At 63.0% G+C, this 19,986-nt stretch carries 18 protein-coding genes; 6 read left to right on the plus strand and 12 right to left on the minus strand.

What is annotated here, in order from left to right:
- Window positions 1-90 precede the first annotated feature (90 nt).
- Both ACVNHC_RS18805 and ACVNHC_RS18810 read right to left on the minus strand, forming a co-directional pair.
- Window positions 91-1,329, minus strand: coding sequence for an NAD(P)/FAD-dependent oxidoreductase (locus tag ACVNHC_RS18805; protein WP_457168659.1), 1,239 nt, complete (start codon window positions 1,327-1,329; stop codon window positions 91-93).
- Complete coding sequence (locus ACVNHC_RS18810; RefSeq protein ID WP_058901135.1) at window positions 1,326-1,649, minus strand: 2Fe-2S iron-sulfur cluster-binding protein; 324 nt, start codon at window positions 1,647-1,649, stop codon at window positions 1,326-1,328. Before ACVNHC_RS18810 ends, ACVNHC_RS18805 begins: the two co-directional genes overlap by 4 nt.
- Before the next feature lie 232 nt (window positions 1,650-1,881).
- On the opposite strand from ACVNHC_RS18810, the gene ACVNHC_RS18815 reads away from it, so the two are divergent.
- Both ACVNHC_RS18815 and ACVNHC_RS18820 read left to right on the plus strand, forming a co-directional pair.
- Entirely contained in the window at window positions 1,882-3,090 is a 1,209-nt protein-coding gene (locus ACVNHC_RS18815) for a cytochrome P450 (RefSeq protein ID WP_457168662.1), read from the plus strand.
- A 15-nt stretch (window positions 3,091-3,105) separates the two neighbouring features.
- Window positions 3,106-3,666 carry a carboxymuconolactone decarboxylase family protein gene (locus tag ACVNHC_RS18820; RefSeq protein ID WP_457168664.1) on the plus strand — a complete coding sequence of 187 codons (561 nt, stop codon included), beginning with the start codon at window positions 3,106-3,108 and terminating at the stop codon, window positions 3,664-3,666.
- 89 nt (window positions 3,667-3,755) lie between these two features.
- On the opposite strand, the gene ACVNHC_RS18825 is transcribed toward ACVNHC_RS18820, so the two are convergent.
- Window positions 3,756-6,173 (minus strand): aminotransferase class III-fold pyridoxal phosphate-dependent enzyme, encoded by a 2,418-nt coding sequence (locus ACVNHC_RS18825; protein ID WP_457168666.1) that lies wholly within the window; start codon window positions 6,171-6,173, stop codon window positions 3,756-3,758.
- A 220-nt stretch (window positions 6,174-6,393) separates the two neighbouring features.
- On the opposite strand from ACVNHC_RS18825, the gene ACVNHC_RS18830 reads away from it, so the two are divergent.
- The 3 genes from ACVNHC_RS18830 to ACVNHC_RS18840 all read left to right on the plus strand — a co-directional run bounded on the left by ACVNHC_RS18830 (window position 6,394) and on the right by ACVNHC_RS18840 (window position 10,879).
- Window positions 6,394-7,500 (plus strand): ABC transporter substrate-binding protein, encoded by a 1,107-nt coding sequence (locus ACVNHC_RS18830; protein WP_457168668.1) that lies wholly within the window; start codon window positions 6,394-6,396, stop codon window positions 7,498-7,500.
- A gap of 701 nt (window positions 7,501-8,201) precedes the next feature.
- The gene (locus ACVNHC_RS18835; protein WP_457168670.1) at window positions 8,202-9,872 is read left to right on the plus strand and encodes an amidohydrolase; all 1,671 of its coding nucleotides are present in this window, start codon (window positions 8,202-8,204) and stop codon (window positions 9,870-9,872) included.
- 158 nt (window positions 9,873-10,030) lie between these two features.
- The gene (locus ACVNHC_RS18840) at window positions 10,031-10,879 is read left to right on the plus strand and encodes a transporter substrate-binding domain-containing protein (protein WP_457168672.1); all 849 of its coding nucleotides are present in this window, start codon (window positions 10,031-10,033) and stop codon (window positions 10,877-10,879) included.
- 65 nt (window positions 10,880-10,944) lie between these two features.
- On the opposite strand, the gene ggt is transcribed toward ACVNHC_RS18840, so the two are convergent.
- The 4 genes from ggt to ACVNHC_RS18860 form a co-directional block, all read right to left on the minus strand.
- Window positions 10,945-12,540: a gamma-glutamyltransferase gene (ggt, locus tag ACVNHC_RS18845; protein WP_457168674.1), complete on the minus strand. Its 1,596-nt coding sequence runs from the start codon at window positions 12,538-12,540 to the stop codon at window positions 10,945-10,947.
- A 69-nt stretch (window positions 12,541-12,609) separates the two neighbouring features.
- Window positions 12,610-13,302: an ABC transporter permease gene (locus tag ACVNHC_RS18850; protein ID WP_457168676.1), complete on the minus strand. Its 693-nt coding sequence runs from the start codon at window positions 13,300-13,302 to the stop codon at window positions 12,610-12,612.
- Window positions 13,299-14,012 (minus strand): ABC transporter permease, encoded by a 714-nt coding sequence (locus tag ACVNHC_RS18855; protein ID WP_122521743.1) that lies wholly within the window; start codon window positions 14,010-14,012, stop codon window positions 13,299-13,301. The genes ACVNHC_RS18850 and ACVNHC_RS18855 overlap by 4 nt, the downstream gene beginning before the upstream one ends.
- Before the next feature lie 185 nt (window positions 14,013-14,197).
- Window positions 14,198-14,872, minus strand: a complete 675-nt coding sequence (locus ACVNHC_RS18860; protein ID WP_457168678.1) for a GntR family transcriptional regulator — start codon at window positions 14,870-14,872, stop codon at window positions 14,198-14,200.
- Window positions 14,873-15,316: 444 nt separating this feature from the next.
- Between ACVNHC_RS18860 and ACVNHC_RS18865 the strand changes: the two genes are divergently transcribed.
- The gene (locus ACVNHC_RS18865; RefSeq protein WP_457168680.1) at window positions 15,317-15,454 is read left to right on the plus strand and encodes a hypothetical protein; all 138 of its coding nucleotides are present in this window, start codon (window positions 15,317-15,319) and stop codon (window positions 15,452-15,454) included.
- Between the two features lie 412 nt (window positions 15,455-15,866).
- Here ACVNHC_RS18865 and ACVNHC_RS18870 read toward each other — a convergent pair whose 3' ends face one another.
- The 5 genes from ACVNHC_RS18870 to ACVNHC_RS18890 all read right to left on the minus strand — a co-directional run bounded on the left by ACVNHC_RS18870 (window position 15,867) and on the right by ACVNHC_RS18890 (window position 19,888).
- Complete coding sequence (locus tag ACVNHC_RS18870; protein WP_457168682.1) at window positions 15,867-16,439, minus strand: Imm42 family immunity protein; 573 nt, start codon at window positions 16,437-16,439, stop codon at window positions 15,867-15,869.
- Window positions 16,439-18,085, minus strand: coding sequence for a hypothetical protein (locus ACVNHC_RS18875; protein WP_457168684.1), 1,647 nt, complete (start codon window positions 18,083-18,085; stop codon window positions 16,439-16,441). Before ACVNHC_RS18875 ends, ACVNHC_RS18870 begins: the two co-directional genes overlap by 1 nt.
- Before the next feature lie 4 nt (window positions 18,086-18,089).
- Window positions 18,090-18,284, minus strand: a complete 195-nt coding sequence (locus tag ACVNHC_RS18880) for a hypothetical protein (protein WP_457168686.1) — start codon at window positions 18,282-18,284, stop codon at window positions 18,090-18,092.
- 261 nt (window positions 18,285-18,545) lie between these two features.
- Window positions 18,546-18,893, minus strand: a complete 348-nt coding sequence (locus tag ACVNHC_RS18885; RefSeq protein ID WP_457168688.1) for a hypothetical protein — start codon at window positions 18,891-18,893, stop codon at window positions 18,546-18,548.
- Window positions 18,890-19,888 carry a hypothetical protein gene (locus tag ACVNHC_RS18890; protein ID WP_457168690.1) on the minus strand — a complete coding sequence of 333 codons (999 nt, stop codon included), beginning with the start codon at window positions 19,886-19,888 and terminating at the stop codon, window positions 18,890-18,892. The genes ACVNHC_RS18885 and ACVNHC_RS18890 overlap by 4 nt, the downstream gene beginning before the upstream one ends.
- Window positions 19,889-19,986: the final 98 nt, after the last annotated feature.

A 19,986-nucleotide genomic window follows, 5' to 3' on the forward strand; every position in this document is an offset into this window, starting at 1 on the left:
GTATGCGCGGCCTCACCCTGGGGCCAGCCGAAGAGCAGCTGCGTTCGCAGTATGGACAAATGCGCGCTCAGGACGTTGCGGGCCATCCGCTCAGCCCTCCTTCGCGAGGGTCTGGGCAAGCCCCTTCAGGTCAAAGTCCCGCTCTTCGAGGTCCTTGCGCGACAGGGAGACCGGTGCCTGCAGGATCTTCCGTGCGGCCATGTGCTCCGAAGGCCCGTTCACGGTCTCAAGCGCCACGAACCTGCCGGACCTGAAGCGGAAAACAGAGAGCGGCCGGCCGGCCCGTTCGATCAGAACCTCATCGTCACCGGGCAGCGAAAGACCTGCAATTTGCAGTTTCCATCCGCCCTGGTCGCTCCAGAACCAGGGCAGCGCGCCATAGACCGACGCCTCCTGCTTCGCGATGTTTTTCGCGATCAGCCGCGCATGATCCACCGCCGCCTGAACGGACTCCAGCCGGACACGCTGTCCGGTGAAGGGATCTGGAAACGAAGCGCAGTCGCCAAGCGCAAAAATCTGCGGATCGGAGGTTTGCAGCGTCCCGCCGGCGCTGACACCGTTTTCAATCACCAGTCCAGCCGATGCGGCCAATGAAACATTGGGGCGCACCCCGGTCGCCATCAGCACCAGGTCGCATTCGATCTGATCGCTGCCGAGCGCAACGCAGTAACCGCCTTGCGCTCCGGCCGTGATCTCCCTGACGCTCTCCGACAACCTCAGCGTCAGACCGGAAGCCTGATGGAAGCGTGCAAATGCGCTGGACAGGCTGGCGGACACCGCGCGCGCCATCAGCCGCGGCAGCGCTTCAACCAGGGTGACCGCGTGCCCGGCCTGCAGCGCCACCGACGCAAATTCGAGGCCGATGAAACCGCCGCCGATCACCACGATGCGTCTGGCTGTCTTCAGCGCCTCGCGCAGTCTGTCCGCGTCTTTCAGCGATCGCAATTCGCAGATGCCCGGCAGTCCGGCGCCGGGGACCGGCGGCCGGAAGCAGGCGCTGCCTGTCGCCAGAACAAGGCTGTCATATGGATGACGCGCGCCATCTGCCGTGTGCAGGGTCTGGTTTTGCCGGTCGATCTCCAGCGCCGCATTCGGCATGCCGAGTTCAATGCCAAGCCGCTCGTAGAAGGCGCGGGGGCGCAATTCCAGCCGGGCCGCATCCCCTTCCTTGAGATAGGCCTTGGAAAGGGGCGGCCGCTGATAGGGCAGGCCGGGCTCGTCTCCGATCATCAGGATCGATCCTGCGAACCCCTCCTGCCTCAGACAGGCGGCGGTCTGGAACCCTCCCTGCCCCGCTCCAACAATGACCACCCGCCGGCCGGCGCTCATAGCTGGGCCTCAGGCAGGTGAATGACGAGCCCCTCCAGTTCCGGCCCCACGGTAATCTGGCAGGAGAGCCTGCTTGTTGCCCTGACCGCGCTTGCGGCAGAGGCAAGCATACCGGCCTCCGGCTCCGATGGCGGCGTGACCCTGTCCTGCCAGGCCGGATCGACGTAGCAGTGACAGGTTGCGCACATCATCGAACCGCCGCACTCGGCCAGGATTCCCTCCACATCGTTGAGGATCGCCGCATGCATGACGCTGTCCCCGTCGCGGGCGTCGATGACGGTTTCAATGCCAGTTGCGGATATGAAATGGATCTTTGTCATTGGGTCCATCTTTGGCTGTTCGGCTTGAAGGAGGTTGCCGGCCTGCGGGCGGCGCAGGGCGCTGTCCGGCCCTGATCAAGCCCTGATATAATTCTTCAGGACTGCGCCCATCCTCATTCAGCGATGCGTCCACCCAGTGGACAATTGCGCCGCGCGGAGTGTCCACTCCTTGGACACAGCCGGAATGGCCGTTGTTCCTGACCGGGTTTAGGCCCTAGCTGAGGAGGGCACCTTGAGCGAAACCGGGAGAAAACGCGTGAGAGCTGAAGACGTTAGACCCGAGTATGACGTGGACCTCTATGACGGGGACGTCTTGCGCGATCCCTATCCGCATTACGCGCGCATCCGCGATCTGGGCGCGGCGGTCTGGTTGCCCCGCAATGATCTCTGGGCGGTCGGGCGGCACGCCGATGTCCGCAAATGCCTGGCTGACCACGAGGTGTTTCAGTCCGGCAAGGGCGTTGCCGCCAACCGCCGGGCAAATGAGATGGCACCCGGCAACCTGCTTGCCTCCGATCCGCCCTTGCATGACAAGCTGCGCAAGATCGTCGGCGCGCCCCTGACAGTGCAGGCCTTGCAGGAGGTGAAGGACAGGATAGCGTCCTCTGCCGAGGACCTGATCGACAGGCTGATCGCACGGGACACGTTCGACGGAATGCTCGATCTTGCGCAATATCTCCCGCTGTCGATCGTCACCGAGCTGGTGGGGATGCCCGACTTCGGCCGCGAAAATCAGTTGAAATGGGCCGCTGCGGTTTTCGACATGCTTGGGGGCGATAACGAGCGTGCGGAAAAGGCGCTGCCGATTGTCCACGAAATGCGCGCATATACGAACGCAGGCGCCACGCAGGACAAGGTCCGGCCGGGCAGTTGGGTCGCAAAGCTGTATGATGCCGCCCGGGACGGGCTGATCGAAAGCAGCCGCGTGCAGGTGCTGATGCGCGACTATCTCGGCCCGAGTCTGGATACGACGATCTTCGCAACCGGCCATCTGATGTATCAGCTTGGCAAGAACCCGGAGCAATGGGCTCTTCTGCGGGAAACGCCGTCCCTGATTTCAAACGCCATCAACGAGGCCGTCCGGCTGGAATCGCCAATCCGGGGCTTCACCCGCATCGTGTCACGGGACACCGAACTGGACGGCATCCCTTTGCAGAAGGACGCGCGCGTTCTCATTCTCTATGCATCGGCCAATCGCGATGAGAGGAGATGGACCAACCCGCAGGTCTTCGATGTGAAACGGCCCCTGCCGGATCATGTCGGCTTTGGACACGGCATTCACGCCTGCGCCGGAATGCAATTGGCACGCCTCGAAATGAAATCGATCCTGGCGGCGATGCTGAAGAAAGTTGCACGTATCGAGACCGGCGAGCCCACGCTCGCGATGAACAACGTTCTACGGGGCTTCTCGCGGCTGCCGATGCGGTTTGTGCCGGTCTGAAACGGGAGGAAGATCTTGGAATTGCATCCGATCGAGGACAAGGACTGGCCGGCATCGCTGGAAGAGGTGAGAGACACCTTCGCCGGGCGGCTCAACGTTTACCGCGTCATGGCCCATCATCCCGCGCTGCTTGCGGCCTGGGCGCCGCTGCGTGAGCATGTCGTCCTGAATGGAGCCCTCGGCAAACAGCGCAGTGAGATCGTCATCCTGCGCACGGGCGTCAGGACCGGCTCCTCCTATGAATGGGCGCATCACGTCAGCCGCGGCCGGGCCTGCGGCATCTCAGATGCGCGCCTTGCGTCCATCGCGGGCCCATTGGACGAAATGGAGCCCGGCGACCGGATCCTTTGCGCCGCCGTCGACGAGCTTTTCGCCCACCACCGCCTCCCGCCCGCCCTTCAGGAAGAGGTCGTCCAGCTGGCCGGAACAGACGGCCTTCTGGACCTGATGGCGACAGTGGGTTTCTACACGGTGCTCGGCTTCCTTCTGGGCAGCTTCAATGTCCCGCTTGAACCCGAAATCACGGAGGAACTTGCCAAAAACCCGCTCCCGGCCGGTGTCTCCCGAACGCCGTGAGGCTGGCGCCTTCCGCCCGTGAAAGGGCCGGGCTTCAGGACGCCCCGAAATCATCGGGCATTGTGACCGCGCACGCGCCGGAGAGGAGTTCAGTCAGCCTTGCGCAGTCCGGCGGGCACCTGTTGCAGCGCGCTGTCCAGCGCCTGCAGGCAGATCGCGGCATCGGCAGCGCTGAACACCAGCGGCGGCCTGATCTTGATGATGTTGCCGAGCGGCCCCGTCGAGGACACCAGAACGCCGGATGCCTTCATGTGCTCGCGCACCCAGCGCGCCGCCAGCTTTGCGGGCGCCTTCGTCTCCCGGCTGGTGACCAGCTCCACACCGAGGAAAAGGCCACGCCCCTGGATGTGGCCGATCAGTTCATGGCGCGCCTGCATCTCTTCAAGGCCCGCCTTGAGGATCTCCCCGCTCCGCCTTGCGTTGCCTTGCAGGTCCTCGCCCCACAGCACGTCGAGACAGGCATTGGCCACCACGGAGGAAACGGTGTTGCCGCCGAAGGTGTTGAAGTAGCCCCCTGCCGTCTGCAGCTTCTCGGCAATCTCGCGCCGGGTGACAAGGGCTGCGACCGGGTGGCCGTTGCCCATGGGCTTGCCCATGGTGACGATGTCCGGCTCCACATCAAAGGCCTGGAAGCCCCACATGTGGGTGCCGGAGCGGGCAAAGCCCATCTGCACCTCGTCGGCAATCGTCAGCGCGCCATGGCGGCGGGCGGCAGCATAGACCTGCTGCATGTAGCCATCCGGCGGCACGAGGGCCCCGTTCGCATCGAAGATCGAGTCGATCATCAGCCCGGCCAGCCCCTTGCCGTTCTGCGCCAGCCTGTCCGCCGCATCGTCGAGATGAGCGGCATATTTCGCCCCGGCATCGTTGCCGCCCTGGCGGTAGAGGCCCCGGTAGAGGCCCCTGTAAAGGTTTGGCGGCGGCACGGTTTCCACCCACGCCGGGCGGCTGTCCGCGTCATAGTCGATCAGCGACAGCGGCGCGCTGACGGAGGTGTTGCCGTGATAGCTGTCTTCGGTGACGGCGATGCCTTCCCTGCCCGTCACCGCCCGTGCCATGCGCACGGCAAGGTCATTCGCCTCCGATCCGGTGCAGACGAAGATCCACGTGTCCAGATGCGGCGGCAGGGTCTGCGACAGGCGCTCGCCCAGCCGCACGACTTCCTTGTGCAGGTAGCGCGAGTTGGTGTTGAGCGTCGCCGCCTGCCGCGCCAGAGCCTCCACCACATAGGGATGGCAGTGCCCGAGGTTGGCGACATTGTTGTAGCAGTCGAGATATTCCTTGCCCGCCGCATCATAGACCCGGGAGCCCCGGCCCCGCACCAGTTCCAGTGGCTCGTTGTAGAAGGTGTAGGTCTTGCCGAGCACGGCCTCACGCTGTTGCAGCAGGGCGGGCGCCGGGCTTGCGCCGGTCGCGGCGGCAGGCAGGCTGACCGGCACGACGGAGGGCAGGATGCCGGCGGCAAAATCCGCCGCGCTTACCTTTGACAGGCGCTCGATTGCGCTCATGTAGAGCGGCTGCAGATCATCCAGCGGCAAGCCGGAGCCACTGGCGGCGGACTGATAGGAGACGATGCCCACCTGCAGCAGCAGGCGGGCCAGCACCAGATCGCGCAGCAGGGCCAGGTCTTCGGCGGCCAGCGGCATGTGGCGCTGATAGCCGCGCGCAAGGCAGCTTGCGGCGAACACCGGGTCCGCACTCCAGTGGATCAGCGAGGCAATGGTCACCGCCAGATCCTGGGCCACAGGCCCGTAGACCATGTCTCCGAAGTCGATGATGCCCGCAATGCGGAAGTCCGGTTCAAACGCGGCCAGAATGTTGGACTCGTGAAAGTCGTTGTAGATCACCTGCCCGCGCAGCCGTGGCAGGGCCCCGCTCAGGCTGGCCTCCAGCTCCGGCAGAAGCGCGGCCGCCGTGGGGCGGATGCGGGCGGGCATGTGGTCCAGCAGGCCGGCGGCGAGAGCCGGCGCGCTTCTGAGGTCCCAGGGCATGCGGTCCGGCGCGCCCCGGCCATGGAAGCCCTGCAACGCACGCGCCAGACGCCCGCTGAGGGCGCCGAGGGCGATCAGCTCCGGCGCGCCAAGCGTCCGCTGCTCCGCCGCAATGGCGTCGAGCAGGATCTGCCCCGGCAGGAAGGTGAGGACGCGCAGCACATGGTCTTTTCCGCCCGCCCCGGCAATCGTGGCCATGGGCGCGCCCGCAAGGGTCCGCACCACGCGCGGCACGGGCAGGTCCGGGTCCATCCGGGCAATATGGTCCAGCGCCTCGATCTGGAACGCAAGGCTCCCGGCCGGCTCCTCCAGAGAGGCAATCTTGACCACGAACTGTGCCCCGTCCGCGGTGGTCAGGCGGAAATTCTGCTCCCGCTCGCCGCCCAGCCGCCGCCATTCGCCGGTAAGGCCATAGACCGCCGCCACCCGCGCGCTGGCAAGATCAAGGGGAAGCTCCGGTGCGCCGATGCTGGCGAGCAGAGCATCAAGGGAGGTCTGCGTGGGCTGTGTCTGCATATGCACCGGACTACCTCGAGATTTGCGCGGACTTGCCCGGGCGCCACGGCCGGACACCCCGCCCTAAGGACGAGGACGGGGATGGGCAAGACCTTAACTGAGCCCCCCGGCGGTGGAAGTTCGGGAATTGCCGAAGTGACCCTCCCCATATTCTTGTGTAATGACCCGGCCCGATCCGCCAGCATCCCCTTCAATCAAGCCTAAAAAAGAGGGGAACTTCATGACAAACGACAGCAATTCTGGCCTTTCCTTCCGCCGGCGCACCCTGCTGAAAGGCCTTTCGGGCCTTGCTCTGGCACCCATGATCACCGGCTTCCCCAACATCTTGCGCGCCCAGGAAAAGAAGCTGCGCATCGGCGTTTATGGGGGCTATTTCAAGGACACGTTCGACGCCGAGATTTTCCCGGACTTTACGGCAGACACGGGCATCGCGGTCGAAAGCGTCGGCGAGCCGACCGGAGAAGTGTGGCTCATCCAGCTTGAGCAGGCCGCACGGGCCGGGCGCTCGCCGGTGGACATCTCGATGATGGCGGGCGTGCCCGTCATCCGCGGCGCCAACAGCGGCCTGTGGGCGCCGCTCGACCCGGCCAGGATGCCCAACCTCAAACACATCAAGCCGGAGCTGGTGCAGCGCGACGCGAAGGAGCAGATCGCCGCCATCGGCGCCGTGGGCTGGTACATCACGCTGGTCACCAACACGGATGTCTATCCGGAAGAGCCCAAGTCCTGGGCGGACATGTGGGACCCGAAATACAAGGACAGCCTCGGCCTCCTTGCCAATGTCGGCAACTCCTATCTGCTGGAAGTGGCGGCCAAGGTCTATTTCGGCGGCATCAGCCATCTGGACACGGACGAAGGCATCCGCGAGGCCTGCGCCAAGGTGGCCGAGCTGAAGCCCAACGTGCGGCTGTGGTACCGCGACGAAGCCCAGTTCGAGCAGGCGCTGAAGTCGGGCGAAATCCCGATGGGCCAGTATTTCCATGACGTCACACGCCTTGCCGTGCAGGACGGTTTCCCCGTGCGCTCGACCATGCCGGTCGAAGGCGGCATCTATGACTACGGCAGCTGGGCCGTGACCAAGGCGGCGGCCTCGTCGCTCGACCTTGCCTATGTCTACATGGATTACATGTCCCAGCCCTCGATCCAGTCCAAGCTCGCCCGCAAACTCGGCAGCGCGCCGGTCGTGGAACGGGACGTGACGGATCTCACCGGCGAGGAATTCGACTCCGTCTCCTCGACCATCGATCCGGTGCGGCCGCATTACGAGATGCAGGCTCTCAAGACCGACTTCATCAACCAGATCTGGACCGAGATGCAGCAGAGCTGAAGGCCCTGACGGGCAAGGCGAAGCACCAGCCGGAGGGGGGAGTGTTTACAACGGACTGCCGGTGAGGCTCCAACTCCTCTCCCCCCTTGAGCTACCAGATTCACACATCAGGTCTGGAAACTGCCCGCAATGAGACGTTTGCTTTTCGGGGGAACGCCTGCCGCTCCCCTCCCCCTGGTGGGGAGGGGTGAGGGGTGGGGGGCTCTGAGCCGAAAAATATATGAAAGACAGATAGATACCTGAAAGGGCCTCACGAGGAGCTGTTGTCTGAAATCAATGGACACCCTGCCAGCCGGAAAGGCTTACCCCCCCACCCCTAACCCCTCCCCACGAGGGGGAGGGGAGCTGAAACGCCGCGCCAGAGTAACCAGACTGCTGGCTGTACCCAAGCCGTCTTTGGCTTCAAACACGATGTGTGCATGCTGTAGCCCCTTGAGGGGGGTATGCAGCCTGTCCGCCTATGCGGGAGATCCTGCCATCTTGAGGCGCTGCCACCCCCCTCTGTCTGCTCACGCAGACATCTCCCCCTCAAGGGGGGAGAGGGGCGCTGCGGCCAACCGAAGGGCTGGTCCTCCCGCCTGCGTCCAATGCAAACACTGCCCCGGAACGGTGTCAGGCCCATTCTCTGGCCCCATCTCTGGCCCCACTCTCTGTACCAGTCACTCGACGGGCACTTTTCATCATCCTTTCAGAGGACCAGCATGACCGCTTCTGCAGAAATGATCGTCACCAACGGGCGTATCCTGTCGATGAACCCGGACCAGCCCGAGGCTGAGGCGGTTGCCATTGCCGGCGGGCGCGTGCTGGCCATCGGCAGCGCCAGCGAGATCGCCGCCTACAGAACCCCGGCCACGCAGGTAATCGACGCGGGCGGCGCTTCCGTGACGCCCGGAATGAACGAAAGCCACATCCACATTTTCGGCGGATCGGGCGAGCTGGACCAGCTCTCGCTGTTCGGCATCAAGGGCTTTGACGCGGTGAAGGAGGCCATTCAGGCCTATGCCGCCGCACGGCCGGACGATCCGCTGCTGCTAGCCAATGGCTGCGACTACACCATTCTGAGGGAAGACCGGAACGTTGACCGGCATGCGCTGGACGCGATGATTGCTGACCGGCCGCTGGCCGTGATCTCTCCCGATCACCACACGGTCTGGGCCAACACCCTCGCCCTCACCAGGGCCGGGCTTCTGCAAGGGCGGGCACTGCCCCCCGGCAACGAGATCGTGATGGGCAGCGATGGTCTGGCGACCGGCGAGCTGCGCGAGCATTATGCCTTTGATGACGTGATTGCCCTTGGCGCCATCGGCGGGCGCGACATGCTGGGCCTCAGCACCGGGGACGAACCCCATCCGGCGCCGGGCCCTGCCGAACGGGCCTATGACCGCGAGCTTCTCAAGCGCGGGCTGCAGCATCTGGCCGCCCATGGCATCACCAGCTTCCAGAACATGGATGGCAACCGCTATCAGCTGGAGCTTCTCGCAGAGATCGAGGCCGAGGGCGGCCTCATCTGCCGCGGGCGCATCCCGCTGCACTACACCGGCGGGGACATTGCCGCGCAGATGGACAAGGCCGCGCAGATGAATGCGGATTTCCAGGGCGAGTGGCTGAACTCGGGCACCGTCAAGATGTTCATGGACGGCGTGCTGGATTCCCACACGGCGCTGATGTGGGACGACTATGCCGACCGTCCGGGCTGGAAGGGCGAACCCCGCTTCGATCAGGAGACCTTCGACCGCGTCTGCGTGGAAGCGGACAAGCGGGGGCTTCAGATCGCCGTTCACGCCATCGGCGACGGCGCCGTCGCCAGGACCATCGATGGCTATGCCGCCGCCGTGTCCAGCAACGGCCGCCGCGACAGCCGCCACCGGATCGAGCATCTGGAAGTCATCCGCGCCTCCGATCTGAAGCGGATGGCCGACATGAAGCTGATTGCCTCCATGCAGCCGACCGTGCCGCCCGGACAGATGGGCCTGCCGCTGGAGCCGACCCTGTCTCGCATCGGCCGCGACAACTGGGCCCGGTCCTTTGCCTGGCGGGCGGTGCGCGATGCGGGCATCGACCTGATCCTCTCCACGGACTGGCCGGTTTCGCCCGTGTCTCCCATGCTGTCCATGCATTCGGCCATGACGCGCAAGCCCTGGAGCGATGATCTTCCGGACAACCGGCAGACGCTGATGGAGGTTCTGGATGCCTACACCGTGCGCGCGGCCTATGCCGAGTTCGCCGAAGGCTGGAAAGGCATGCTGAAGCCGGGCTTCGTGGCCGATCTCGTCATCTGGGACCGCGATCTCGTGGCCATCGAGGCCGAAGAGATGGCGGATGTGACACCGCGTTACACCATCTGCGGAGGCCGGATCACCTATGCCGCATAAGGCCGGCGGCTGAAAGGCCGCTCCTCCTTATGAGTCGAGTTTCTTTCGGGTTCTGGCCGGTTCTGTGCACCGGTCAGTCACAGGGTCCCGAGCCGGGGGGAACATCCGGCCGGAACAGGGGAACGCCGTCCTGGACGGCACACTTGAAGAGGAAAGCCATGAACATCATCCGTATGAGCGCATTCGCACTTATCTCCACGGTTACCCTTGGCTCGGCCGCTCTGGCGCAAGACCCGCCGAAGGAAATCACGATCGCAACGGAAGGCGCTTACGCACCCTGGAACTTCACCACTCCGGACGGCAAGCCAGCGGGCCTCGAGATCGATCTAGCCAACGACCTTTGCGCCCGCATGCAGGTCAAATGCACGATCGTGATGCAGAACTGGGATGGCCTCATTCCCTCGCTGCAGGTCGGCAAGTTCGACGTCATCATGGCGGGCATGTTCATCACGCCCAAGCGCCTGGAAACCATCGACTTCACCCAGCCCTATGCGGTGGATCCGGCCAGCTTTGCCGTTGCGAAGGACAGCGAGCTTGGCAAGCTCGGGCTTTCGGACGACAAGTTCCGGCTTGAGGACGAGGCCGCGTCCCAGGCCGCCATCGACGGGCTCAAGCCCATGCTGAAAGGCAAGGTCATCGGCGTGCAGGCGGCAACGACCATGCAGGATTTCCTCAAGACCTATTTCGCCGATACGGTCGAGATCCGCGAGTACAAGACGACCGAGCAGCATGACCTCGATCTGGCCGCCGGCCGCATTGACGGGATCTTCGCGCAGCAGACGGCCCTTGCCACCACCTTGAACCGCCCGGAATTCTCCGACTTCACCCTGGCGGGACCGGGCTTCGTCGGCGGGATCTTCGGCATGGGCACGGGCGCCGGCCTGCGCAAGACGGACACCAAGCTCAAGGAAATGATGAATGCCGCGCTTGACGCGGCCATTGCAGACGGCACCATCAAGCGGATCTCCGAACAGTGGGTCGGAACCGACGTGACGCCCGTCAAGTAATCGCAGGGCCAGACCGCGTGCGGCCGGGGCAGACGCTGCCCCGGCCGCTTTATTTTGGCGCCGGATCAATACCCCAGCGCAATGCCATCCTTGCGCGGCTCCGACGCCCCCGTCAGCGTGCCGGTCTCCCAGCCGATGCGCACGGCCTGGGCGCCGCCGATCGGATCTTCGGCAGGAACGATCTCGAAGCCCCGGCGGGCCAGCTCCGCCAGCGTCTCCGGCGCCACCGTATGCTCCGCCTCGACACGGGGCTCCGCGCCGCCCACGGGGATGAGGCGCGGCAGGTCCATCGCCTCCTGCATGTCCATGCCGTAGTCGATCACCTTGGAAATCAGATGGGCGTGACCCATGGCCTGATAATAGCCGCCCATCACGCCGAAGGACATTTCGGTGCGGCCGTCCCGCGTCACCATGCCCGGAATGATCGTATGCAGCGGGCGCTTTTGCGGCGCGATCATGTTCGGGTGGCCCCGCTTCAGCGAGAAGCTCTGGCCGCGGTTGTGCAGGATGACGCCCGACCGGGGCGCCACAAGGCCGGTGCCGAAACAGTCGAAGATCGAGTTGATGAAGCTCACCGCATTGCGGTCCTCATCGATGATCGAGATATAGACCGTGTCCCGGTGCAGCGGCATTTCGAAGTCCGGCAATTCGGTGAGCGCACGCGTCAGGTCGATCCTGTCCGCCAGCCCGCGTGCGAACTCCGGCGAAAGCAGTTCGCTGACCGGCACATCCGCCTTGGCCGGATCGGCGATCCACGCATCACGGGCGGCATAGGCAAGGCGCGTGGCCTCGATCTCCAGATGCAGCCGGTCCGCAGACTGCGGCGGCAGGCTGGCATCGAAGCACGACAGGATGTTGAGGATCAGCAGGGCGATGATGCCCTGGCCGTTGGGCGGGCACTCGTGGATGGTGTAGCCCCGGAAGGTGGTGGTCACCGGGGTCACATACTCGCCCCCCGCCTCAGCGAAATCCTCCAGCGTGTGCAGGCCGCCGTGGGCATTGAGATGGGCCACCATGTCTTCGGCCACCGGCCCCTTGTAGAAGCCGTCGCGCCCTTCGGCGGCGATGCGGGCAAGGGTTGCGGCAAGCTGCGGCTGGCGGTGCATCTCGCCAATGCGCGGCGCGCGGCCGCCGGGCAGGAAAATCTCCGCAGCCGCCTTGTCTGCGGCAAGCAGCTTCTCCTCCTTCTTCCAGTCGCGGTGAACACGGGGGCTCACCGCATAGCCTTCCGACGCATAGCGGATGGCCGGGGCCAGCACGTCCGGCAGGGGCAGGCGGCCGTGATCGGCGTTCAGCCGGGTCCAGGCATCGATGGCACCGGGAATGGTGACGGCAGAGGCGGACTGGCGCGGCACTTCGGTGAGGCCGCGTTCCTCGAACCAGTCCACCGTCAGCGCCTTGGGCGTGCGGCCGGAGCCGTTATAGGCGATGACTTCATCGCCGCCCTTCGGGGCATAGAGCACGAAACAGTCGCCGCCGATGCCGGTGGAGCCCGGCTCCACCACGCATTGCACGGCACAGGCGGCAATGGCCGCATCCATGGCATTGCCGCCGGCCCGCAGGATGTCGAGCGCCGCGAGCGTGGCATAAGGGTGGGACGTTGCCGCCATGGCCTTGGCCGACACCGCAGCCGATCGCGACGGCTTCTCGAAATTGCGCATTCCTTCAGGTCTCCTCATTGGTTTCCGGACATGTTTTCTGGCCGGACAAATTCGTGCGGCGGCCGGTCCTCAGCTGCGGGACCGATAGGGTGTCAGCCTGACTTCCAGAGCCGTGAGGGCCCGGACGATCAGGAAATTCATGGACAGGTAGATGGTCCCGGCGGCGGCAAAGACCTCGATCGCGCGGTAGCTTTGCGAGATCAGCCCCTGGGCGATGCCCGTCACCTCCATCAAGGTGATGACCGAGGCGAGCGAAGTGCCCTTCACCATCAGGATGATCTCGTTGCCATAGGCGGGCAGCGCCTGGCGGAACGCGATCGGCAGGATGACGAGGCGAAGGGTCAGCAGACGGGACATGCCGAGGGCCTGGGCCGCCTCATTGAGCGCACGCGGCACATTGCGGATCGCGCCGCGCAGGATCTCGCTGCCATAGGCGGCCGTGTTCAGCGTCAATGCCAGGATTGCGCACCAGTAGGGCTCGCGGAACAGCCACCACAGCCCCATCGCCTGCAGGGAGGGGCGGAACTGGCCGAGCCCGTAATAGATCAGGAAGATCTGCACCAGCAGGGGCGTGCCCCGGAAGAGCGCCACAAAGCTGCGGACAGGCCAGACGATCAGCGGGTTTGAGCCCTGCAGCACCAGCGCAAGGGCAAGGGCGAGCACGAAGCCGAGCAGGATGGCCGTGCCCGCCAGCTGCAGCGTCAGCGGCACGCCGGACAGAAGCTGCGGGATGATGTCCAGAAAGAAGCCGAAGTCGATCATCTGTGCAGGATCCCCCGTGCCGCGCGTGTCTCCGCGCCCCGGAACAGCTGTCCGGTCATGCCTGCGATCACGAAATAAAGGCCCGCTGCGGCGAGGTAGAACAGGAACGGCTCGCGGGTGGAGCCCGCCGCGACCTGCGCCTGACGCATCAGTTCGACAAGGCCGATGACGGAAATCAGCGCGGAATCCTTGAGGACCAGCTGCCAGACATTGCTCAGGCCCGGAATGGCATGCCTGAGCAGCTGGGGGATGATGACGAGCCGCAGCATCTGCAGCCGCGTCAGCGCCAGCGCCTTTGCCGCATCGAACTGCCCCCGCTCGATGGCCAGATATGCACCGCGGAAGACCTCCCCCTGATAGGCCCCGGAAATGATCCCCAGCGCGATCACGCCGGTGGCCAGCGAGGGCAGGCCGATGAAACTGTCCGAGCCGAAACTGCGGGCCATCGCGGTGAGTGCGACGCTGCCGCCATAATAGAACAGATAGATGGTGAGAAGATCCGGCACGCCCCGGAAGACGGTGCCATAGGCGGAGGCCAGCACCCGTGGCAGGCGCCGCGACGACAGGCCGCCGCTGGCGCTCAGCGCGCCGAAGACCGTGCCAAGCGCAAAGCCCAGCACCGACAGCACCAGCGTGATGACAGCCGCCCCGAGCAGGGCCAGCCCCCAGCCGCCTTCGCCGAAACCGAGCAGATGCAGCTTTTCAAACATGCGCAAGCCCCCTCCCTTTTGCCGCAGCCCCCCTCTCCCCCCTTGAGGGGGAGATGTCAGCGCAAGCTGACAGAGGGGGGGTGCAGCGCCTCAGTCCGGCAGAACCCTACGTATGAACAGACAGTCCGTTGCAGCACCGCCGCTTGCCGTCCGGACAGCCGTCAGGCCGCCCCGGTTGCCAGCCCTCAGCCCTGTCCGGGGCTGGCAAATCCGGCAATCAGGGAGGCCGTTTCGATGATGTGTTCCTGCATCACGGCTTCCGCGTGCCGTGCATCGCCGGAGCGCAGGGCCTCGATCAGCTGCTGATGCTCCTCGCGCGCCGAAAGGGGTTTGACCGCATAGTCGAACCAGATGCGCATGTAGGGCTCGATCATCACATGCAGCCCGGTGATCTGGCGGATCAGCTTCGGGCGGCCGCTCAGGCCGTAGATGAAGCCGTGAAATTCCTGATGGCGCAGGACCCAGTCACTGCTGCCGGACTGCCCGGCCCGCTCCATGCGCTCCAGCATCCGGTCCAGTTCCTCGAAGGTCTCGGCCTCCATGCGCGGCATGGCGAGGCGCACGGCGAGCCCCTCCAGCACCGACCGGATTTCGAAGATCTCGTGAATTTCATCGAGGGTGAGACCGGCGACGACACAGCCGCGGTTGGGGCGGAGCTTCACCAGCCCATCCGCCGCAAGACGGCGGAACGCCTCCCGCACCGGCATGCGGCTCATGCCGATTTCGGCCGCGATGTCCTCCGGGATCAGCCGCTCGCCCGGCTTGTAGCGGCCAAGGCGCAGCGCCTGCTGCAAATGCAGATAAGCCTCCTGCTCTGCCGTGGAGGCAAGCGGCGCATGGGAAACGGAGGAAGCCGGCATTTTCTGGATCTCTGGATTTTTGTATCCACTTATCCAAACATCCACTTCCGGGTCCGTCAAGCGGTTTTGTGCCGGGAACCGGATGAGGCTCCCACGAGCCGGGCCCTGCGACCCAGCCCGCCAGAAAAGCCGTCCCAAAGCCCCTCGCCGATCCAGCCCAGCAGCCAGAACGCAAGCCAGCCCAAACGTGCTACTGCCCCCTTCCGCCGCCTCCCCTAAAGGGAGTTGCGCCCGAGAAGAGGCGGACAGCCGGGTCAGCGAAGGGAAGAGAAAGGCAGAGGCAGAGGCGCAGAGACGGGGAGGACAGCGGCGGAAAAAGGTCGGAGGCAGAACAACATGCCTCAGCCCCGCAGTTCTACAGTCAACACCGTCTGAGGGGGGCAGGCTTTCAGTTGGAAAAGACGGATCTGTTCTGAAGATCCCACCGCACCAGCCCGCGCGGGCATGTTGACGATGGGCGTCAGCGTGCCGGACAGAGGATCACCGGACGCCGCCTTGCCCTTGTCAAAGCTGACGCCGAAGCCCACGCCAAAGCCGGAGCCGGAGCTGGAGCTGGAGCTGGAAAAAGCGGAGCTGTTCTGAACATCGTGCCACACCAGTTCGCGCGCGGAGAGATAATTGCCCTCAGCCTCTGTGATGAAATGCCAAGGCTTTAAGATGCTGACGCATCACGCCTTGGGATGCTCAGACGACGAACGGGTTTGACCAACTCCCGATGAGGCAAGCTCAGCAACAGTTGGAAGGAAGAGGAGATCCCCGCCGGTCAGATCCACCTTGCCGCCGGCGGTGACATCATAGCCGCCCCGCCCGGCAACAATGCCGCTCTGCTCGCCCACACTGGCAAAATCACCGGTAACGCGGCTCTGGCTCGCAGACCCGGACTCCTCGATGACGCCGCCAATGGCGCCGGGGTTCAGAGTGGCAGGGTGTCAGGCGAATACCGTCTCTGTACACTCTGTAAAATTTGTGATAAAATATTCCGCGAACCAGCGTATTATTTGAATTCTTTTTCCCAGAAATAAATAAAACTATCTTTCCAATTCTCTAATATTTTATAAAATTCGTCTGAATCTATATACAACTCATCAATCGAATGAACCTCACTAGAATCTAAATTAGGATTCCTGAAAGCGACCAAACGCACTTGGTTATCGCAGTCAAATTGAACGATATGACTTCCATCATCAAATGCCGCGTCTCCGTCGGGAGCCATTATTAGTTCACGCCTAATCAAATCATCACGGATCTGATCCAAAGTGAATCTTTTAACACTCTCGAAGTTCTGCGGATCCTCATAAATAGAAGAATACACATGATGGACAAGTTCGCCTGCCGACAAATCAAACCCGAATGAACTGACGTGAGTTCCGCGGCGTTCAAGCCGACGCTGTATAGCATCGAAAGAGCAAGCAAGTAATGTTGCGTCACTCTTGCGAACGCCATAGATTTTATCTTTAACATATATAATGAAATATCCCAGCGCTCGCTGACTTGGGCGCGATAGGAAATTTTCTACACCAGATTCAATAGCAAATTTTTTTTGATTTCCTGAAACTATAATATACATTATTTAACTCCAAGAATTCTTCGGATCTCTATTGGAATATTTTGCGCCCTGATTGGATCGGCACCTCCTGTCGATCCGTTCCAATGCGTCTCGCCATTACTTGGCTTTGAGAACCTATGTATTATACCGTTCGAATCCTTCGACCACCTTACACCATTCTTATCAACTATAGACTTTTCATATAACTCATCGACATTCTGCGGCTCCGGGCTATTTGAGTTTCTGTGATGTTTAGGATTCGATATGCGCCTTGGCTTCTCATCATCCTCCGGCCCACCCGGCGCGCCGCCAGCGGCAGCGCCAGCGGAACTGTTTCCTGCGGCGCCGGTCTGTGACCCCTGCCCCTTGCCCGGCGTGCCGTTGTAGACAACCTGCACCTCACCGCCGCTCGCCTGCCGGGCGGCGGAGCGCAGCTGGTCCGGCGTCATCGGCTTGCCATCAACCGCGCCGCCGATCAACGTATAGCCGTAGCCCGTGGCTTCAACCTCAAGCACGGATACCACACCATCCGGGGAGGTTGCCGTAATCTTGCGGATCCGGTCAGAGCCATGGCCCGTCAGCCGGACCACCGTGCCGTCCGCAAGCGTCTGCGTTTCATCAATCGCACCGCCGGTTTCCCTCGTCGATGCAAGCCAGAAGCCAGCAGCAAGCAGAGCCGGTGCGGCAACAGCAACTGTGACCGCATCCCTGACACGCTGCACGATCTGAAGACAGGTCAGCGCCACATCCGGGGAGATGATCACCACATCCCCGCCGACGGAGATCTCACAGCTCATCGCCGCGTAGGCAGGCGGGATCAGCCAGTCGAACAGGCTGGGCCGGGCATCGCCCCGCCGCTGGCCGCAGGCGGCAAGCTGGGCCAGAACTTCAGGATCATCGGCATGGGCCGCAATCAGCTTCGCCGCTCTTGCGTCTTCGATCGAAAGCCGGTTATCGGCAACCAGCTGGTCCAGAACATCGCCGATGAGTTCCTTGACAGTCTTGCCCGCTTCCAGCGCCACCCTCACACTCGTGTCCGAGACATAGAGGTCAAAGCCCTCTTCGGTCTCGCGGGTGACTTCGATCACCGCGCCGAGGTCGCGGTTGATGTTGGCGAGCTGGGTGTCCGTGGCGGCCTTGTCGCTGGCTTCTTCTGCCTCGGCCTGCGTGCGCAGGGCGGCGGCGGTGGCGGGGTCGCCGGAGGCTTCCGCTGCGTCGGCCTCGGCACGCAGCTTGGCGGCCGTTACGCCGTTGCCGTCCCCGTCCCGCACCACGATGGTGCCCTGGCCGATCGTGGCCCGGGCAATGCCTTCCTTTTCTGCGTTGGCATAAGACCCTTCGAGCGAGCCGCCTGGCGAGACCTTGCCGTCTTCAGAAACCCCCACAGAGACATTCACCCCGCCGGAGACATGCCGGTTCCTCTCGTGCAGCGCGAGATCCTGCGTCCCGAGCGTCTCCGTCTCCAGCGTCAGCCCGCCCGAGCGCGAGCCGATGACGCCGCCTGTCAGCTGTGTGTGACCGCCAGCCGTGACCGTCAGGTCCCTGTCTGCCAGAATGCCGGACGGCGTCTCCACCCAGGCCCGGCTTTGCGAGCCTTGCGCCGCATTGACCCCTGCATTGGCGCCAAACTGGCCGGTGGTGAAGTTGTAGCTGACACCGGCAGTCATGCCCCTATACCAGCTCCCGATGGGCCCGGCTCATCGGGAGCTGGTCAAGCCCGTGCGGCGCTTGAGCATCTTCAAGGCGTGATGCGTCAACATCGAAAGCCTTGGCAAAAGAGATCACCCCGCCGGTCAGATCCACCTTGCCGCCAGCGGTAACGTCATAGCCGCCCCGCCCGGCAACAATGCCGCTCTGCTCGCCCACACTGGCAAAGTCACCGGTGACACGGCCCTGACTCGCAGACCCGAACGCCCCGATGACGCCGCCGCAGATGGTGCTGAGGTTCAGGGTGTCAGGGTGTCAGGGTGTCAGGGTGTCAGGGTGTCAGGGTGTCAGGGTGTCAGGGTGTCAGGCGAATATCATCTCTGTAGATGTATTCGGCACCAGACCGCCAAGATAATACACTATTTATAAATTATTCCGAGCAGAAACCCTGCAAATATTATCAGTATACACATCAAATAATCAAAGATATTTCCCATTCGCCATTTCTAACGCAAACGAAAAATCAGGATCACTTGGTGAAAGATATGCAGCCTGGTACTTGTAGTAAGCCTGCCAAAATTCAAATGAATCACACCCCGAGTCTTTCGCTCGCTCAAGAAGCTTTAGGGTGAGGTCAACTGGCAGGTCCCAACTCCATTTGTAAATCACTGCCTCTTCCAATCGCTCTGAACTTTTCTCGCTTTCTAGCGCAATGATGAATCGTCGCCGAGAAGCCTCCCAATCGATGTCCTCACTTCTGCGAATGTTCCCAAACGCATCCGTGCTTCTAAACTGATCAATTGCCTCAATAAGGTTGCTCATTTTCATTCAATCACCGGGTAATAATTGATATTTGCTCCTACAGGTGTGTCAGCTAGCGAATAGCCCACAGCTTGACCATTCACTTGTACCGTATGAGTTTGCGTCGTACGCGGCTGTAGGCTTCCGAGTCTAGAATTTTCGGCAATATCTCGAAGGATGGCGTTTTCAATCTCGTCCATTGTTCCGATGCGAGAGACGTCACCCCCAGCGTGTGTTCGGTTATACGCATGACCACTGTTAATCCGAATGTCTGTTCCATCCAACTTCGTGAAGCGCCTTAGATCATTCCCTGCACCGTTTGAGGTGAAGTCGAATATCCTACTCGGCCCAGGCAGATTGATCACCGGCCCGGAGGTGGACGGCTGGGTGAGGGTTGTCTGGGCGGTGGAACCTGCACTCTGGGTGTTGAAGACCGGGTTGCCGCGGCTGTCAAAGCGCACATTGCCCGAAGCATCGCGCACAGGCGTGTAGATCTGACCGCTGCCGTTGTGCGTTACCGTGCCATCTGCATTGCGCGTGTAGCCCGCTGGCGGCTGCCAGTTGTCCCATTGCCTGGTAGCAAGGCTTACGCCCCCATTTGACCCCGTCTTGGGCAGATCCAGCGCCTCCAGCGCAGCCCGTTCGGCTGCGCTGAGATCGCCAGCCTCTCCAGTGAAGCGATAGATCGGCTTACCGGTGGTCTGATTGATGACCGCAAGAACCTCATCGCCCTTGCGCAGCACCAGCATGCCTGAAGCAACCGAAATGGCCGGGACAAGGCTTGCTCCCCCAAGCGCATCCCCAGCCGCAGCCTCACCTAGGGCAATGGACGCTTCCGTCAGGCAGAGGGGGTTTTGCATGCAGGCAAGCGCAGCAGGGGCCGCGTGAACGGCAACACCGGCGCCCAGAAAAATAGCGGTGATCAGGCGGGCATTCGTGACGGCATCGGCAACCTGATCCGCATGCGCATTCGCGTAGGCATTCAGTTCCCGCGCAAACAGCGCCTTCTCAAAGCTGTCCATGCCGGAAGACGCAAGTCTCAGCCTATCCAGAACCGCCCGGCCCTGCCCCCCGGCAACACCAGATAGCCCGGCTATGCCCTGCCGGAAGAGATCTGGTG

The organism is Pannonibacter sp. Q-1, from assembly GCF_054073275.1.

Excerpts from the sequence above, each read along its gene's own strand:
- ACVNHC_RS18840 (WP_457168672.1), top strand. The coding sequence starts at position 10,031 with ATGAACATCATCCGTATGAGCGCATTCGCACTTATCTCCACGGTTACC.
- ACVNHC_RS18830 (WP_457168668.1), top strand. The coding sequence starts at position 6,394 with ATGACAAACGACAGCAATTCTGGCCTTTCCTTCCGCCGGCGCACCCTG.
- ggt (WP_457168674.1), bottom strand. The coding sequence starts at position 12,540 with ATGCGCAATTTCGAGAAGCCGTCGCGATCGGCTGCGGTGTCGGCCAAG.
- ACVNHC_RS18890 (WP_457168690.1), bottom strand. The coding sequence starts at position 19,888 with ATGGACAGCTTTGAGAAGGCGCTGTTTGCGCGGGAACTGAATGCCTAC.
- ACVNHC_RS18885 (WP_457168688.1), bottom strand. The coding sequence starts at position 18,893 with ATGAAAATGAGCAACCTTATTGAGGCAATTGATCAGTTTAGAAGCACG.
- ACVNHC_RS18805 (WP_457168659.1), bottom strand. The coding sequence starts at position 1,329 with ATGAGCGCCGGCCGGCGGGTGGTCATTGTTGGAGCGGGGCAGGGAGGG.
- ACVNHC_RS18875 (WP_457168684.1), bottom strand. The coding sequence starts at position 18,085 with ATGACTGCCGGTGTCAGCTACAACTTCACCACCGGCCAGTTTGGCGCC.
- ACVNHC_RS18865 (WP_457168680.1), top strand. The coding sequence starts at position 15,317 with ATGTTGACGATGGGCGTCAGCGTGCCGGACAGAGGATCACCGGACGCC.
- ACVNHC_RS18855 (WP_122521743.1), bottom strand. The coding sequence starts at position 14,012 with ATGTTTGAAAAGCTGCATCTGCTCGGTTTCGGCGAAGGCGGCTGGGGG.
- ACVNHC_RS18825 (WP_457168666.1), bottom strand. The coding sequence starts at position 6,173 with ATGCAGACACAGCCCACGCAGACCTCCCTTGATGCTCTGCTCGCCAGC.
- ACVNHC_RS18870 (WP_457168682.1), bottom strand. The coding sequence starts at position 16,439 with ATGTATATTATAGTTTCAGGAAATCAAAAAAAATTTGCTATTGAATCT.
- ACVNHC_RS18835 (WP_457168670.1), top strand. The coding sequence starts at position 8,202 with ATGACCGCTTCTGCAGAAATGATCGTCACCAACGGGCGTATCCTGTCG.
- ACVNHC_RS18850 (WP_457168676.1), bottom strand. The coding sequence starts at position 13,302 with ATGATCGACTTCGGCTTCTTTCTGGACATCATCCCGCAGCTTCTGTCC.
- ACVNHC_RS18810 (WP_058901135.1), bottom strand. The coding sequence starts at position 1,649 with ATGACAAAGATCCATTTCATATCCGCAACTGGCATTGAAACCGTCATC.
- ACVNHC_RS18860 (WP_457168678.1), bottom strand. The coding sequence starts at position 14,872 with ATGCCGGCTTCCTCCGTTTCCCATGCGCCGCTTGCCTCCACGGCAGAG.